This is a genomic window from Nocardia sp. NPDC006982 (assembly GCF_042869435.1).
In the GTDB taxonomy this organism is placed as follows: domain Bacteria; phylum Actinomycetota; class Actinomycetes; order Mycobacteriales; family Mycobacteriaceae; genus Nocardia.
Window position 1 is genome coordinate 532101 of record NZ_JBIAFV010000003.1, and the last position, 15520, is coordinate 547620.

Annotated in this window: 15 protein-coding genes; 5 read left to right on the forward strand and 10 right to left on the reverse strand. The window is 64.0% G+C overall.

Translation table 11 applies throughout. The features are described from left to right. Positions 1 to 3 precede the first annotated feature (3 nt). Genes ACFYOW_RS15830 through ACFYOW_RS15865 form a run of 8 tightly spaced genes read right to left on the reverse strand, consistent with a single transcriptional unit; the run spans position 4 to position 7600 of the window. Positions 4 to 972, reverse strand: coding sequence for a fumarylacetoacetate hydrolase family protein (locus tag ACFYOW_RS15830; RefSeq protein WP_387288404.1), 969 nt, complete (start codon positions 970 to 972; stop codon positions 4 to 6). Positions 973 to 1021: 49 nt separating this feature from the next. Continuing rightward, on the reverse strand, positions 1022 to 2038 hold the full coding sequence (locus ACFYOW_RS15835) for a cyclase family protein (RefSeq protein WP_387288406.1): 1017 nt from the start codon (positions 2036 to 2038) through the stop codon (positions 1022 to 1024). Between the two features lie 53 nt (positions 2039 to 2091). Continuing rightward, complete coding sequence (locus tag ACFYOW_RS15840) at positions 2092 to 3264, reverse strand: alpha/beta hydrolase family protein (RefSeq protein WP_387288408.1); 1173 nt, start codon at positions 3262 to 3264, stop codon at positions 2092 to 2094. Between the two features lie 47 nt (positions 3265 to 3311). Next, positions 3312 to 4145, reverse strand: coding sequence for an SDR family oxidoreductase (locus ACFYOW_RS15845; protein ID WP_387288410.1), 834 nt, complete (start codon positions 4143 to 4145; stop codon positions 3312 to 3314). Positions 4146 to 4196: 51 nt separating this feature from the next. Further along, positions 4197 to 5441 carry an NAD(P)/FAD-dependent oxidoreductase gene (locus tag ACFYOW_RS15850; RefSeq protein ID WP_387288412.1) on the reverse strand — a complete coding sequence of 415 codons (1245 nt, stop codon included), beginning with the start codon at positions 5439 to 5441 and terminating at the stop codon, positions 4197 to 4199. Next, the gene (locus tag ACFYOW_RS15855; RefSeq protein ID WP_387288414.1) at positions 5438 to 5653 is read right to left on the reverse strand and encodes a ferredoxin; all 216 of its coding nucleotides are present in this window, start codon (positions 5651 to 5653) and stop codon (positions 5438 to 5440) included. Before ACFYOW_RS15855 ends, ACFYOW_RS15850 begins: the two co-directional genes overlap by 4 nt. 16 nt (positions 5654 to 5669) lie before the next feature. Beyond that, positions 5670 to 6227: an aromatic-ring-hydroxylating dioxygenase subunit beta gene (locus tag ACFYOW_RS15860; protein WP_387288416.1), complete on the reverse strand. Its 558-nt coding sequence runs from the start codon at positions 6225 to 6227 to the stop codon at positions 5670 to 5672. Continuing rightward, on the reverse strand, positions 6224 to 7600 hold the full coding sequence (locus ACFYOW_RS15865; RefSeq protein WP_387288418.1) for a Rieske 2Fe-2S domain-containing protein: 1377 nt from the start codon (positions 7598 to 7600) through the stop codon (positions 6224 to 6226). The genes ACFYOW_RS15860 and ACFYOW_RS15865 overlap by 4 nt, the downstream gene beginning before the upstream one ends. A gap of 442 nt (positions 7601 to 8042) precedes the next feature. Between ACFYOW_RS15865 and ACFYOW_RS15870 the strand changes: the two genes are divergently transcribed. Genes ACFYOW_RS15870 through ACFYOW_RS15880 form a run of 3 tightly spaced genes read left to right on the forward strand, consistent with a single transcriptional unit; the run spans position 8043 to position 11606 of the window. Next, positions 8043 to 9023, forward strand: coding sequence for an ornithine cyclodeaminase family protein (locus ACFYOW_RS15870; RefSeq protein WP_387288420.1), 981 nt, complete (start codon positions 8043 to 8045; stop codon positions 9021 to 9023). 22 nt (positions 9024 to 9045) lie between these two features. Then, complete coding sequence (locus ACFYOW_RS15875) at positions 9046 to 10527, forward strand: NAD-dependent succinate-semialdehyde dehydrogenase (protein ID WP_387288422.1); 1482 nt, start codon at positions 9046 to 9048, stop codon at positions 10525 to 10527. Further along, the gene (locus ACFYOW_RS15880; RefSeq protein WP_387288423.1) at positions 10503 to 11606 is read left to right on the forward strand and encodes a dihydrodipicolinate synthase family protein; all 1104 of its coding nucleotides are present in this window, start codon (positions 10503 to 10505) and stop codon (positions 11604 to 11606) included. The genes ACFYOW_RS15875 and ACFYOW_RS15880 overlap by 25 nt, the downstream gene beginning before the upstream one ends. Before the next feature lie 10 nt (positions 11607 to 11616). Here the strand turns inward: ACFYOW_RS15880 and ACFYOW_RS15885 are convergent, their stop codons facing one another. Next, entirely contained in the window at positions 11617 to 12606 is a 990-nt protein-coding gene (locus tag ACFYOW_RS15885) for a LysR family transcriptional regulator (protein WP_387288425.1), read from the reverse strand. Then, on the reverse strand, positions 12603 to 13535 hold the full coding sequence (locus ACFYOW_RS15890) for a LysR family transcriptional regulator (protein ID WP_387288427.1): 933 nt from the start codon (positions 13533 to 13535) through the stop codon (positions 12603 to 12605). Before ACFYOW_RS15890 ends, ACFYOW_RS15885 begins: the two co-directional genes overlap by 4 nt. A gap of 140 nt (positions 13536 to 13675) precedes the next feature. Between ACFYOW_RS15890 and ACFYOW_RS15895 the strand changes: the two genes are divergently transcribed. Further along, positions 13676 to 14608 (forward strand): VOC family protein, encoded by a 933-nt coding sequence (locus tag ACFYOW_RS15895; protein ID WP_387288429.1) that lies wholly within the window; start codon positions 13676 to 13678, stop codon positions 14606 to 14608. A 62-nt stretch (positions 14609 to 14670) separates the two neighbouring features. Further along, complete coding sequence (locus ACFYOW_RS15900; RefSeq protein WP_387288431.1) at positions 14671 to 15444, forward strand: SDR family NAD(P)-dependent oxidoreductase; 774 nt, start codon at positions 14671 to 14673, stop codon at positions 15442 to 15444. Positions 15445 to 15520 lie beyond the last annotated feature (76 nt).

The following is a 15520-nucleotide window of genomic DNA, read 5'->3' on the forward strand; positions in this document are numbered from 1 at the left end:
AACTCAGTTGCGGCGCTGGGCTTTCCAGTCGTGTCGACGGGCTTCGCGGATCGCCGGCGCGTCCGTGCCCGGGACGACGGTGTTGCGAATCGTGCCGAGTGTCGCGACGGTCATCTCGACCACGTCCCCGGGCTGGAGCGGCTCCGGCGTGCGCTCACCGGAACGACCCCACAACTCGCCGAGACATCCGCCATTGCCCAGCGTTCCGGATCCGAGGACGTCTCCCGCCCTGACCCACGTCCCGCGTGACGCTTGGGCCACAAGCTCGCCGAACGACCAGCTCATGTTGCGCAGGTTGTCCCGGCCGATGACTGTGCCGTTCACCGACACAGTCCCGTCGATGTCCAAGAGGCCGTCGGCGGTCAGAAATGGATCGAGTTCATCGGCTGTGACGAGGAACGGGCCGAGCGTGCTAGCGAAATCCTTGCCCTTGGCCGGGCCGAGGCCGACCTTCATCTCCCCGGCTTGGAGGTCTCGGGCCGACCAGTCGTTGAAGATTGTGTAGCCGAAGATGTAGTCCCGAGCCTGCGCCGGTGCGACGGACGATCCGTCCCGCGACACGATGGCTGCGACCTCGAGTTCGTAGTCCAGCACCTGGCATCCCGGTGGCACGGCTACGTCGTCATGGGCACCGATCATCGCGTAGGGATTGCCGAAGTAGAAGACTGGCCTCTTGTACCACTCGGGTTCTACTTCGGCCGCAGCCGTCACCGACCGAGCGACCCCGTCCACGTGCTCTTCGAAAGCTGCAAAGTCACGGACGGTGGGGGGCTCTATCGGCGGGAGCAGCCGCACCGCAGCGAGATCGACGGGACGTCTACCGAGTGCGGCGGCACCGGCTTCGAAGGCCACCGGAAGTCCGGCGCGAACAAGCTCGAGGATCGTGGTCTGCCGGTCGAACGCGTGCAGGCCGTCGTCGCTGGCGACGCCGGTCGTGACCTGACCGTCCTGAACCCACGTGGCGAAACGCATGGGTGAAGCTCCTATCGTGTTGGTACGTCGGCTCAGATCGCCGGTCGAGTCACTTGATCGCGACGGGGTTGACCGGCGCACCGACGGCGCCCGTCACCGGAATGGGCGCGGCAGTCAAGAAGAAGTCGAAGATCCCGTCGGAGGCGCAGTCTGCGGCAAGCTTGTCGAGATCCCACATCTCCCCGATGAAAAGCCCCATGTGCGGGATCACGACCTGGTGCAGCGGTTGGAAGGCGTTCTCGAATTCGTTGGGGCGAACTTCGAAGCCCCACGTATCGGTGGCGATCGCGGCGATCTCCCGGTCGTGCAGCCAATCCGCGGTCGTGAAGGACAACCCGGGGGCGTCACCGCCGGCGTAGCTGCCCCATCCGTCGCGACGGACCCGGGACAGCTGCCCGGTGCGGACGAGCATGATGTCGCCACGCCCGACGACGGACGATTCCCCCTGCGCAGAGATGGTGTTCTCCAGGTCCTCGACGGTGATCGCGTAGCCGTCGGGCAGCTCCCCGTCTTCCCTGAGCGCGCGACCCACGTCGAGCAGCACGCCGCGCCCCGCGATGCGGTCGGCCACGGTCTCGATGCCCGTCAGAAGATCGCCCTCGCTGGTGACGACCTTGGACGCGGGACGTCCGTTGTAGGCGACACCGTGGTCGAAGATGTGGCCCAGCCCGTCCCACTGGGTGGAGGCTTGCAGCGGCATCACCACGTAGTCATCGGCACCGCCGAAGCCGTGCGGCATCTCGGGCGCACCGAACTCGGCATCGAGGCCGCTGACCAGCATGGTGTGCACCGGGTTGTTGCGCCGTCGCCAGCCGCGCTGCGGGCCGTTGCCGTCGAAGCTCTGGGCGAGCGAGAAGACTGCTCCCCGCCGGATTCGAGAGGCGCCCTCGACCCGCTTCGCGTCATCGAGGAAGTTCATGGTGCCCAGCACGTCGTCGTCGCCCCACCGTCCCCAGTTCGAGCAGCGCGATGCGGCTTCGGCGATAGCGTCCTCGGCGGCGGGACTGTAGAGCGGGCTGGTCGTGTCGACATTGCGGTTTGTGGCAACGCCGTTGGTGTCGGGCATGTGGGATCCTCACCGGATTGATGGGCGGACGATGCAATCGGCTGGCTCGAGTACTAACCAGTCTGTTGCGGGACCATGGCCGCGAAGGTGTCGGTGACCCAGTCAGCGATGTAGGCGCCGACGTAAGGGAGGTGATCGATCCCGATGTGCTCGGCACCGCCCTCCTGCCGGGTGAAGATGCGCAGATCCCGAGAGGGTGCGTTCACCGCCTGCTCATAGGACCGGTGCGCATACTCCAAAGGAATCTGCCGATCGTTCTCGCCGTGCACGATCAGGAACGGCACCGTGATCTTTTCGACGACGCCATCGAGGTGGATGGAGTCGGCGAACTCGATGAACTCGTCGAGATCGTCATAGCCCCAGACCCATTTGACATGGTCCCAGTAGTGCGGCACCGGGTTCTCGCCCTCGCGGTCGAGCCGACGCCGCTGCACGGCACCCCAGTTGTGGTTGGCTCCCCACGCGACGCACAGGGCGAAGCGCTTCTCGAAGGCCGCCACCCGGGGCGCGTAATAGCCGCCCAACGACCAGCCCACGACCCCCATCCGGGCTGCGTCGACATCATTTCTGGCCGCCAGCCAGTCGACGACCCAGCTGGCCCAGGTCTCGGACTCGCGGCGTGCGATCAGACCTTGTAGTCGAAGCGCTTCCCCGGTGCCGGGTTGGTCGAGCATGAGACACGAAATGCCCCGAGCCGCCAGCTCTGCCCAGAATCCCGAGACGTACATGTGCTCCTTGGTCGAGTCCAGGCCGTTGATGAGCATGATGACCGGGGCCGGCCCCTCCGAGGTCGCCGGCGCCGCTGAGAAGTAGGCGGGCAGCGTCGTGTCCTCGAACGGGATGGCGACCCGGGTGATGCTGTGGTCTCGGAGATCGAAACCCTTCTGTGCCAGCTCGAGCACCCGGCGGTAGGTGGGCACGCGGTCCGGGTGACCCGCCGAGAGCATCCGCTCGGCGGTGCACAGATAGTTCGCGGCACGGGCGTACATCCCGCCGGCGGTCCGGTCGTGGCCCGCTTTCTCTTCGGCCCGGGCCGACTCGACCAGCGCATCCGTGAGATCGGTCCAGACACGCAGGAACTCGTCCGTGCCGGCATCACTACCGGCTTTCGCCGCCTCGAGCAACGGGCGGCAGGCGCGGTCGACCTCGTCGATCTGGCCGCCGGAGTTCAAAGCGCCCACCACGGACAGGTTCCAGACGTAGTTGCCCGGGAAGTATTCGAACATGACTCTACTTTCTGCTGCGTGCAATCTCCGGTGTGATGGGTGGGCGCTCAGGCGCCGGGCATCGTGGCCATGAGTTCGGCGGTGCTCATCAGTGCCCGGTTCAGAGCGCCCGAATCCGCCAGTACCGTCTGCCCGGTCATGACCCTGTTGTGTCGTGACGCCAGGAATGCGTAGAGCGGGCCGTACTCCTCTGGAGAGGGCATGTGCTGAAGCGGAGCGAGCCACTCGAATTGCTGCCGGAAGGCGTCCGCCGGGATGTCGGACTGTAGGGAGTCCTGTAGACCGAGGGCGGCAGGGCCCCGCAATTGGCTGTTCGCGATGCCGCTGGGCGCGACCGCGTTGACGCGAACCCGGGGTGCGAATTCGAAGGACAGCTGATTGACCAGGGCGCGGATGGCCCCCTTGCTGGCGGTGTAGGCCACTCCTCCCCCGTCAGCGGCGAACGCCGCCTGCGAACAGGTCAGCACGACAGCACCCTGCTCGGCGTCGAGCAGGTCGAAAAAGATCCGTGCGGTAAGGGCGTAGCCCTTGACGTTGACGGCGAAGATTTCGTCCAGGAGGGTGTCGAGACGTTCCACCGGGATGTCGGCCAACCGCACGTTGCCGTCGTAGATGCCTTGGGCTCCCACGATGGCCGTCAGCCGGCCGAAGCGCCCGACGACCTCGTCGCGGCAACGCGTCAGGTCAGCAATGCTGCGGACGTCGCCGTGTACCACCAGTACGTCGTCGCCGAATTCGTCCCGGAGCTTCGAGACCTTTGATTCGTCGTACTCGAACAGTGCCAGCGTCGCGCCCTCGTCCCGAAAGTACCGGGCGATGCCGAGTCCGAGGCCGGAGCCGGAGCCGGTGATGAGAACGACGTGGTCATCGAGCAGTTGCATTCTTTGTAGTCCTTCATGGGATGTGGTTTGCGCTGGGGCTGCAGACACCGATCAACGGGCGGCTGAGCGTGCCAGATCGGGGTTTGACGCATGCGCGAGATCGAGGGCGTCGTCCCAGGTGCCGCCCCTCGCGAGAAGCTTGCGATAGCCGCGCAGCGACCGTGACAGCCCGCTGGCGAAGACAGCGTGGAATTCACCGTCCCGGCCGAACAGGACCAGGAATTCATCAGTGCTCAGCGATCCCTCCGCGACGAAGGTCTCGTCACCGGGGGCCCGCCGCCCGTAGCTATGGAACCGGCGTCCGAACTGATCGCTCCAGAAGTAGGGCACGCCGCCGAAGGACTCTTCGGTGCCGCGGGCGATGTTGAGCCCGACGTGCCTGCCCTTCTCGACTGCGTGTGTCCAGTGCTCGATGCGCAACGGCTCGCGGAACATGGGGTGAGCGGAGCGGGCGACGTCACCGGCCGCCCACACTCCGGGCACGTTGGTTCGACCTGCCGCGTCGGTGAGGACGCCTCTGTCCAGCGCGACACCCGAGTCGAGAAGCCAATCCACTTCGGGGTCGACCCCGATGCCAACGACTACGTAGGGCGTCTGATGGGTCGAGCCGTCCACCAGATGAAGTGTGTAGGCGCCCAGTCCACCCGTCACGGACGTGACAGCACTCGAAATCTTCAATTGCACACCGTGCTTGGAGTGCAGGTCGGAGATCACCTGGCCGAGCTCGGGCCCGACGATACCGTCCATGGGGCGCTCGGTGTCGTGCACAACCGTGATGGACACGCCGTGGGCACTGAGTCCGGCTGCGATCTCGAGCCCGATGAGCCCCGCGCCGACGACAGTCACGTCTCCGTGGCGGGCAGCGGCCCGTCGCAGGGCCCGGAGATCCTCCGGTGTGCGGAGCACCGGAAGCGCTTCACCTTCGACCGTCGTAAGCACCCGCGCGCGACCACCACACGCCAGAACCACGGCGTCCCATGGCAGCGTCTCACCGTAACTGGTGATAACGAACTTGCGATCGATGTCGAGACCGACTGCTTGGTGCCCAAGCAGAAGAGTGATCCGGTTCTGCCTGAGTCGCTCTGCTGAGCGAATCTCGAGGAGCTCCGGCTCGCCCTGCCCGAGCAGCAGACCCTTCGATAGCGTCGGACGGTCGTAGGGATGGTGCAGCTCTGAGCCCAGGACCGTGATCGGACCTTCGAACCCGCCTTCACGCAGTCCGTCTGCGGCCGCCAAGCCTGCCGCTGACGCTCCGACCACGACGACGTTGTCGGTCCCCTTCAGCCCGGCCGTCACGTCGGACCGGAACCTTGGAAAATGGCTTGGGCCGGGCACGCCCGTACTGCTTCCTCGAGATCTTCGACGTCATCGGGATCAACCTCGCGACGCAGCAGGACTGCCGACTTCGCGTCCGGCGGAAGATCGAAGACATCGGGCAAGATGCTCACGCAGATCCCGTAGGAACGACACCGGACTCCGTCCAGCCCGACGACGGTTTCGTCACTCATCGAAGCCATCCTTTCCTCACAGAAATAGTCCGAGGTTGGGAGTGGCGATCGCCACTTCGGTCAAGAGGATCTCCCTGGACAGGAGTCGTGGCCCGTCAGCCGTGATGCGAAGCTCGTCATTGCGCCGGTAGGGGATGAGGTCGAAGTGCGGATCGATCCCACGCTGTCGATAGAGAAGCACGGCGCTCGAGACTGCAATGACATCGTCTCGGTCCGTCTGTCGGGCCAAGACGGACCCGACCAGACGCATGGTGCGAGAGGGCGGAATCTCCGAGTAAGCCTTGGCAGTGCTCAGACGGTCGATGCGTAGACGTACGTGGGCCAGGGTGTCGCGGACCCGGAACGCGGCGCGATTGACCTCGTCGGATCGCTGCTCGGTCGCCTGCCTGATCGGGATCACGTACAGCAGTTCGGGATCCAGGAGTTGATACCAGTCTTCTTCGCGAGCTTCATCCAGCAACTTCGATTCGAGAGCCAGGAACTGGGTCGCGATGTTCTGCAGTTCGGTATCCGCCAAGGGGCCCTGGTGCACAGCTGCTGGCGTGTGCTCGGTCTTGTCGGTGGTGGTCATCATGAACGGCGCCCCTCGGTCGTCGTGGATGATGCGTCGCCACGCATGACGGCAAGCCAGTGCCGGTAGAAATTCAACTGATTGAATTCCCCAAAGCCGGTGGGACGCTTGATGCCTGGACCGTGATAATCAGGGTCTGGCGTGACGTCGACCGTGGTTCGACCGGCCTGCTCGAAGTTGAAGCTCAAATTCTCGCGTTGCATCCACGCGCTCTTCGCCGCGCGAGCGGCGCCCTCCCAGGCGACGGTGTCGTCCGCTTCGAAATTACCGGCGGATCCGAAGGTCAACTGGCCCGTGACATAGGAATCGAGTTTTTCCTGATCACTTTGGCACTCGTAGACGAACTGCCAATTCCACAACTCCATCTTTCCCGGCGCGATCGGCTGCCATATCCGGAAAGAGGTGACGACCGCCGGAGGGCCGCCCGGAAGCGTAGGGGAGCCGACGCGGAGGTAACTGAAGTTCGGGAAGATGGTGCCAATTGTCGGAGGGTTGGTCTCGAGGACGTACCGCTGAGCGTCGTCGAGGACCGAGAGGTCGAACTGAGCGACGGTCTCTGGTGAATAGCCCCACAGGGGCAGGCCGACCTTCGCCCATCCCATGCCGAGCGTCGCGTGGCCGTTGCCGAGTTCGTAGGCGTGCATCATCTCGGCGTTGTCCCCCAGCCCCTGGATCATCTGTATCTCTTCGTTACTCCAGTGCAAACTGTCGGCATGGTAGGCATCACCGGAGAAGTTCTCGGCGCCGGCTTTCCAGTCCGCATTGATCTGATACCGCTCGGGCGGGCCCGCCACCTTCATACCGCCGGGTGCCAAGTTCACCAGGATGTCGAGCATCCAGCCTCCCCCGCCCAGATACTCGTCGAGCGACGGACCTTCCTGCGCCAGCGACGCGAAGATGAAGCCGGACCGGACGTCGACCCGTGGGGCCCTCTTCAGACCCCATTCCTTCGGGTCCAGCCGCGTTCCGTACGCCTCGCGCATGTGTGGCGTGCCGACCAAGTCGCCGTTGTTGGAGTAGGTCCAACCGTGGAACGGGCATTTGAAGAAACGTGAATTCCCGGTGTCGGTCTGGCACACCTGGGTGCCACGGTGGCGGCAGTAGTTGGACAACACGTTGATGCCACCCGTCCCATCGCGCGTGACGATCACCGGATCGAGGCCTATGCGGCGCTGGACGAAGTCACCAGCCTTCGGGATTTCGCTCTCGTGCGCGACGAAGACCCAGCAGGTGCCGAAGACCTGGTCCAATTCAGCGCGGAAGATCGCCTCGTTGTTCCAGATCTCGGCCGGTACCCGATTCTTCTCGAGCTCCGTCTCGACACGGTCGAGGATCGGCGTGACTTCCGAGGCGAGGGTAGGTGTGATGACAGTCATGTAACTCCTTGCAAAGCACCGCGCGGACCGGTATGACGCCATTGACAGTTGGCCCATCGTATGACCGCGATCACAGTGGTTGGCCCATCGTATGACCGCGATCGCAGTGTCGGAAGGCGTAACTTTCGATGCCTGACAATTGATGGCATCGATGGAAGACCACACTCGAGCCAGCGCCAAGAGAGCCCCGGATCCACACGCGGTATCGATGTCGTCGATGGTCGAGCATTCACGGGAATTGTTTGTCGCGAATCGCGGGTCGTCTTAACGTGACGTTGGCGCAGCGGGTCTCCCGCATATCCGTGTTCGCGGCACGCCGCCGCGACCCCGATGAGGTGGTTCCAATGAATCGATTCGAACGCATCAGTCATGCCGGTGGCAGACACGTTGCACGCTCGGCGCACCTCCGGGTGCGCACGCTCAACCTCAGGGCGTCCGCCTCATGACGCTATTACTCGACGACCAGGCCGTCCGAGATTCATTCGGCTGGGCACGGGCAATCGATGCGCTCCGTGCTGCGTACGCCGGCGATGTCGCAGACTCCCGCTACCCCGAACGGTCGATGGCTCGCGGTGACGGCAGCTGGCTCCGGACGCTCACCGGGGTATCGGCCGACAACGGTCTCATGGGCGCCAAACTCATTGCGGCGTCCATGAAGACCCGTCAGGTGTCCTACCTGATCCCCTTGTTCGACGAGCACACCGCTGAGCTCGTGGCTCTGATAGACGGTCAGTCGATCACCGGATTCCGCACCGCCGCGACCTCGGCGGTCGCCGCTGACCTCCTGGCGAGCCCCGGCGACCTCGACGTTGCCGTAATCGGCTCTGGCTTCGAGGCCAAGAAGCACCTTCGCGCCATAAGGGCAGCACGCGCCCTGTCCTCGGTCAGCGTCTGGAGCCCCCGTGCGGAGAGCCGGTCTCGGTTCGTCGCGGATCTGGATGATCTGGAACTGCCCCTGAGCGCTGCCCAAGATGCCGAGAGTGCAGTCGGCGCAGCCAATCTGGTGATCTGTGCGGCCCGTTCGCGCGACGAATCACCCACCGTCCGTGGTGCGTGGCTCCGGCCCGGAACCACCGTTATATCCGTCGGATCGACCCTCCCCGAACAACACGAGGTCGACGTCGAGCTACTGGATCGCGCTGAGCTCATCGTCGCTGACATGGTCGATGAGGTTCTGCACGACACCGGGGATGCATTGGCAGCCAAAGCAGCCGGCGTCGATCTCGGGTCGAAGACCATCTCACTGGCAGACCTCGTGGCGGGCCGGCATCCGGGCCGCACGAGTAGCGACCAAATCCTGGTGTACAAGTCGGTGGGCTCAGCCGTGCAGGACATCGCCGTCGCAGCCATGTGTCTGGCCGAGGCCCGGCGCCTTGGACTCGGCGTCCCGCTCCCCATCTCGATCCCCCCCGTCCAAAAATAGAGGCGCAGCAATGACTTCTCAGATGACCACACAGAGGTCCGGCCTCGGTCTCGCCGACCCATCGCTGTTCAGGTCGTCCTCCTACGTCGACGGGCAGTGGCTCACCCGCGACGGCGGCGAACGCCTCGTCGTGCACAATCCGTCCACCGGCGAACCGATCGCCGATCTGCCGTCGGCCGGCGCGGACGAGACCCAGCTCGCCGTCGAGGCTGCCCAGCGCGCGTTGCCCGCCTGGCGCGGACTCTCCGGCAAAGAGCGTTCAAAGGTCATGCGTCGATGGTTCGAGCTGGTCCGGGACAACACCGAGGACCTGGCGCGGCTCATCGTTCTCGAAGAGGGCAAGCCCCTGGCCGAGGCCGTCGGCGAGATCAACTACGCGGCGTCCTTCATCGAGTGGTTCGGCGAGGAGGCCAAACGCGTGCGCGGCGATATCTTTCCCGCTCCCGAGTCGTCTCGACGAGTCGTGGTGCTCAGGGAGGCGATTGGCGTGTGCGCTGCCATCACACCGTGGAACTTCCCAGCCGCCATGATCACTCGCAAGGCTGCCCCCGGACTCGCCGCCGGGTGCACGATGGTGGTCAAGCCCGCCGAGCAGACGCCGCTGACGGCACTGGCCCTCGCCGAGCTCGCTGAACGAGCCGGCGTGCCGGCTGGAGTGCTCAGCATCGTGGTCGGCGATGCCCGCGAAATCGGTCCGGTGCTGACTGGCAGCCCCATCGTCCGCAAGGTCAGTTTCACGGGGTCGACCGAGGTTGGTCGGCTCCTGCTCGCTCAATCGGCGGACACCGTCAAGAAGACCTCGATGGAGCTCGGCGGCAACGCGCCGGTCCTCGTCTTCGACGACGCCGATCTCGATCAGGCGGTCGCCGGCACAATCGCCACCAAGTACCGCAATACAGGCCAGGCCTGCATCAGCGCCAACCGGGTCTATGTCCAGTCGCGGATCTACGATCGGTTCGCCGAAGCGTTGACACGTAAGGTCAAGGACCTCTCGGTCGGTGACGGATTCGACGCAGGTGTCCAGCAGGGCCCGCTCATCGACCTCGACGCGGTCACGAAGGTCGAGGAGCACGTGGCCGACGCGGCCAGCCTGGGTGCGCGCGTGCTCTGCGGCGGTCGGCGTCACGATCGCGGCGGCTTGTTCTTTGAACCGACGGTTCTGGCCGATGTCGACTCCACGATGCGCATCACACGCGAGGAGACATTCGGACCCGTGACCCCGCTCATCCGGTTCGAGGAAGAATCCGATGCGATCCGCATGGCCAACGACACCGAGTTCGGGCTGGCCGCATACCTCTTCACCCGCGACGCTGAGCGTACGTGGCGGGTCAGCGCGGCTCTCGAGGCGGGAATGATCGGCATCAACACCGGCCTCATCTCCAACGAGATCGCGCCCTTCGGTGGCGTGAAGCAGTCGGGTCTGGGCCGAGAGGGATCGGTCTACGGAATCGACGAGTACATGGAAATGAAATACCTCGCATGGGAGGGCGCTGGAGCGTCGTAGAAATCGCTTCCCGAACAGAAACAACTTGGCCCTTGAACAACCCACCGAGAGGAAACATCATGGCTGCTTACACCCGCACCGAGGCCCGCGAATGGGCCCGCGAGAAGCTCATCGGCGCCGTCAACTGCACCATCCCGTCGTTCACGAGCGACCTGAAATCCATCAACGAGGCAGGCATCCGCCACGACATCCGTCTCGCGAAGGAACACGGCTTCCTCGGGACGCTGGGCGTCTCCGAGGTCAACATCACCCTGCCGGAATACTTGGAATTCCTTCGCATCATCCGCGATGAGGCCGGCAAGGACCTGGTCGTCGTACACCACGGAAGTTGGAGCACCCTCGCCGACAACATCGAGGCCGTTCGCGGCGCCGAGGAGGCCGGCGCAGATCTCGTGCTGCTGTCCTACCCGCCGAACTTCTACCCGGAGACTGAGCAGGAGATCTACGATTATACGAAGGCGGTGTGCGACGCCACCGATCTCGCCGTCATTCTCTTTCCGATGTACCTGTGGGGATTCAGCCCGCGAATCCACCCGTCGGACATCCCCAGCCGCCTCATCCGTCGCCTACTCGACGACTGCCCCAACATCGCCGTCATCAAAGCTGAAGGCGGGTTTCCCTACATCCAGGGAATCATCGAATGCCATCGTCTATTCGGCGACGAAGTCGTCATCTCCGTGCCCATCGAGGCCGATCTGATCCCACTTTCACAGATCATCCCCATCCAGCTCTCGGCAACCAGTGACCACGAGTACTACGGGCCCATCATTCCGCGGGCCATGAACCTGCTCGCTGACGGCAAGAACGATGATGCTGCCGAATTGTTTTGGCAGACGCATCCCGCGCGCAAGGCCAAGGCGGCCCTGGCGCCGACGCTCAATGGTGGCGCGTTCATCAACCGCCAGGCGTGGAAGTTCCAGGGCTGGCTACAGGGATACAACGGTGGTCCGCTGCGTCAGCCCACCCAACGAATCCACGACGGTCAAATGCTCGCTCTCCGCAAGGGTCTCATCGACTCCGGCCTCAACCCGTCCATGGACCCGCTCCGCGAGTTCTTCGTCGGCCGCAACCCTGCCTGACGCACGCGAATCAGCGACCGGGCGTAGCCACCAGTGCGGCTGCCTGCGCCCGCAATCGGTCACGGAACCACGCCTGGGCGGGATCCGCGTCGAGGCGGCGCAGCCAGATGAGCGTTTCGGTGATCGGCTCTAGCTGCATGGGTGGATCGATGAACTGCAGATTGGCGGCCTTGGCCACGCGTGTCGCGAGTGTCCGCGGGATCAGCGTCACCAATGTGGTGTCGCGCAACATGAAGGGGGCCACGGCGATGCTGGCACTGACCTCGACTCTGCGCGGTATGCCGAGGACATCGAGGTTCGTGTCACCCAAAGTGGGCTGCCCGTCGGCGAAGGTTGCCGCAAGGTAGGGCATGGCGCTGAACTCCTCGACCGTCATCGCCGAACGAAGCGCGCGGTTGGCGGCATCGGCCGCCAGCACCCAGCGATCACGATAGAGCACCTCGCGACGGACGCCGTCTCTCCAGAGAGCGGGGAACGACGAGATGGCCTCTCGCGGCAGCACGATCACGTCGACACGTCCGCGCAGCATCTCAGCGGGAATGTCGTGCGAGACCGTTCGAATCTGCACACGGATGTTCGGGTACGTCGACGAGATCTCGACCAGCAGCGGGTGAAGAAGCGCGGCCGCCGCAAAGTCGCTGGCGATCACAGAAAACGCATGCTCATCGACCTCCGGGTCGAACGAGCCCAGGGAGGACAACGTCACCTGGAGCTCGGCCAATGTGCTGCTCACCGAGTCGGTCAGCGCGTTCGCGAGCGGGGTGGCGATCATGGTTCGGCCCTGCCGCACAAGAATTGGATCCTTGAAGAGCCTGCGCAGCCGCGCCAGGGTCGAGCTCATCGCAGATTGTCCGATCATCAGGCGCTCAGCTGCCCCGGTGACGCTCCGTTCGGACATCAACGCCTCGAACGCCACCAGCAAGTTCAGATCGACACGCCCCAGCTGTGCGAGAGAAAGGTGTGGCAAAGAGCCAGTTTCCGACGCGATCGGCGTGTTCACCGCGCGACACCCGGCATCGAAGACCACGTTTTCCGGGAAGCGATATCGACCAGCCGTTCTCGCAGCCAGCGATGGCTGGGGTCGTCGTGGTTCCGGTCTGCCCAGACCATGGCCTCGACCATCGGCTCCAGCGCCATGGGTGGCGTGAGCAACTTCAACCGCGCACCCTCGGCGACCGTCGACGCCAAACTGGCGGGAAGAATGGTGACGAGTGAGGTGTCGCGCAGCAGGAATGGGGCAATGCCGAAACCCGTAGTCACCTCCAGGCGCCGCGCAATGCCGAGTCGGTCCAGTTGCGTCTCGACGAGCGTAGGGGAATGTCCATTGCCGCTCGCGAGATAGGGCAGCGACGAAAACTGTTCGAGCGTGATCTCGCTCGAGACCAACGGGTTGGCCGCATCAACGGCGACGACGTAGGGGTCGCTGTACAGCGTCTGACAACCGAACAGATCGGTGATCGAGTCCGCGGCCAGCGGAACGATCGTCAGATCCACGGTGTCGGCTGTCATGTCGTCGAGGAAGGTCGCAGAAACCGGTCGGATGCGCAGCTCGACGTGCGGCGCTGCATTCCGTAGCTCGACCAGTAACGGCTGGAGCACGGCCAGGGCAGCATACTCACTCGCCATCACAGTGAAACTGCGACGGTCCCGTTCAGGGTCGAAGACGGGCGGTTCGGTCAGAATCGAATCGAACCGACTCAGCGCCTCTCGAACCGGAACTACGAGTGCCTCCGCCAGCGGAGTCGGGAACATGGTCCGGCCCCGGCGCTCGAGCACCGGATCATTGAGCAACGCCCGCAACCTCGACAAGGTCGAACTCATCGCCGACTGTCCGACCGAAAGTCTGCGCGCAGCTGCCGTCACATTCTGCTCGGTCATGAGGACGTCGAACGCCACGAGGAGGTTCAGATCGACCTGCCGAAGATCCATGGGCTGATGGTAGGCCGTCGAATTGATCGGGTCGATAGCAAAGCATCGCCAAACATTGTTGGTGCCACGTGATTGGCGCCACTACCGTTACTTCGACGGTGTCCCACCCGGGATGCAGTGAAGAGGTGAGGAGTTCGCCGATGGCTTCCGGATTCAGTCCGATCACGCATCTGCGGCATGTCGGTCTTGCTGTGCCGAACTATGACCAGGCTGTGGAGTTCTACACGAAGGTGTGGGGTCTACTGCCGATAGCCAGCGATTCGGGGGTGACGTTCTTCGGGACGCCCGCTGATCCAGAGCACTACATCCTGCGCGTACGAGAGGACCGACTGAAGCGTCTCGACCTGATTGCCTTCGCGGCGGAGTCGATCGGTGAGGTCGACCTCCTGGCTGAGCGCTTGGGACGGGCAGGGGTGAAGATCGATCGCGACCCGGCCGTGTTGACAACCCCGGGAGGCGGGTACGGTCTGCGGTTCTTCGACCCGGACGGCCGTCTCATCGAGGTGTCTGCGGACGTGGAGCAGCGCCCATTCCGATTGCTCGAGGAGCGGGAGTCGATACCGCGCAAGCTCAGCCACGTAGTGATCAATTCGACGGACGTCCACAAGACCAAGGCGTTCTACGAAACGCATCTGGGATTCCGATTGTCGGACTGGTTGGGCGATCTGATGTGCTTCATGCGCAGCAGTTCGCAGCATCACATTCTGGCGATCTCACGGGCGCCGTCCACATCGTTGAATCACATCTCGTTCGAGATGCGTGGGCTGGACGAGTACATGCGGGGCACGGGCCGGATGATTCGCAGTGGCTACCGGCCGCTGTGGGGCCCGGGTCGCCATAGCGCCGGCGACAACACGTTCTCCTACTTTTTCGATCCCCTGGACAACGTGATCGAATACACGACCGAACTCGAACTCGTTGATGAGGCCACCTGGGAGCCAACAACATACGATCCGATGGCTCCTGACACCCAGGATCAGTGGGGCACCGGTGGGGCCATGACCGAGGTAATGCTCCCGATCATGCTGAAACAGCGCGATGACAGCGGACTCTGGACCCCCTCACCGGTCTAGCCGGGCCCGTCATCCCAGCACCGCCCATTGATTCGGCCCACCGCCGACGAAAGGAAACACTCATGTCTGATCTTGACGGCAAGGTGGCTGTCGTCACCGGCGGCGCCAACGGCATAGGCCTGGCCTGTGCGCAGAAGCTGAGCGACGAGGGGGCGAACATCGTGATCGCCGACATCGATCTCGCAGCGGCCCAAAAGCGAGCCGACGAACTGCCAACCGACTCACTCGGCGTCCACCTCGACGTCCGGGACTCCGCCTCCGCGAATGAATTGGCCTCGACCGTGCTGCGCGAATACGGTCGGGTCGACATCCTCGTCAACAACGCGGGCATGAACATCGGAGCCCGCAACACCACTGACGTGACCGATGAGGAATTCGACCTCCTGATGTCGATCAACGTGCGGGGCACCTTCACGACGACCCGGGCACTTCTGCCGGCACTCATCGAGCAGCGCGGCGGCAGCATCATCAACATGTCGTCAATATGCGGCCAACGAGGCATCGCCCTGATCGCGCCCTACTCGGCATCGAAGTTCGCCATCGTCGGCATGACCCAGAGCCTCGCAGCCGAACTCGCCCAGTACGACATCACCGTCAACTCCGTCCACCCCGGCATCGTGGCCACCGATCTACACGTCAAGGTGGTCGAAGAGTTCAGCGGACTCAAGGGCCTCAGTTTCGAAGACGGATGGGAAGGCTTCCTTTCGAATATCCCGCTCGGCCGGTTCCAGACCACTGATGACATCGGCGACATGGTGGCCTTCCTGGCGTCCAACAAGGCTCGGAACATCACCGGATCAGCGTTCAACGTCGACGGTGGCCTCATGTTGGCCTGACCAAGGTCTACGCGTCACCTCTTGTAGCTCGCCTTTTCCGCGATAAGAGTTGTGCGGAATAGCGCTGAGGCCCATC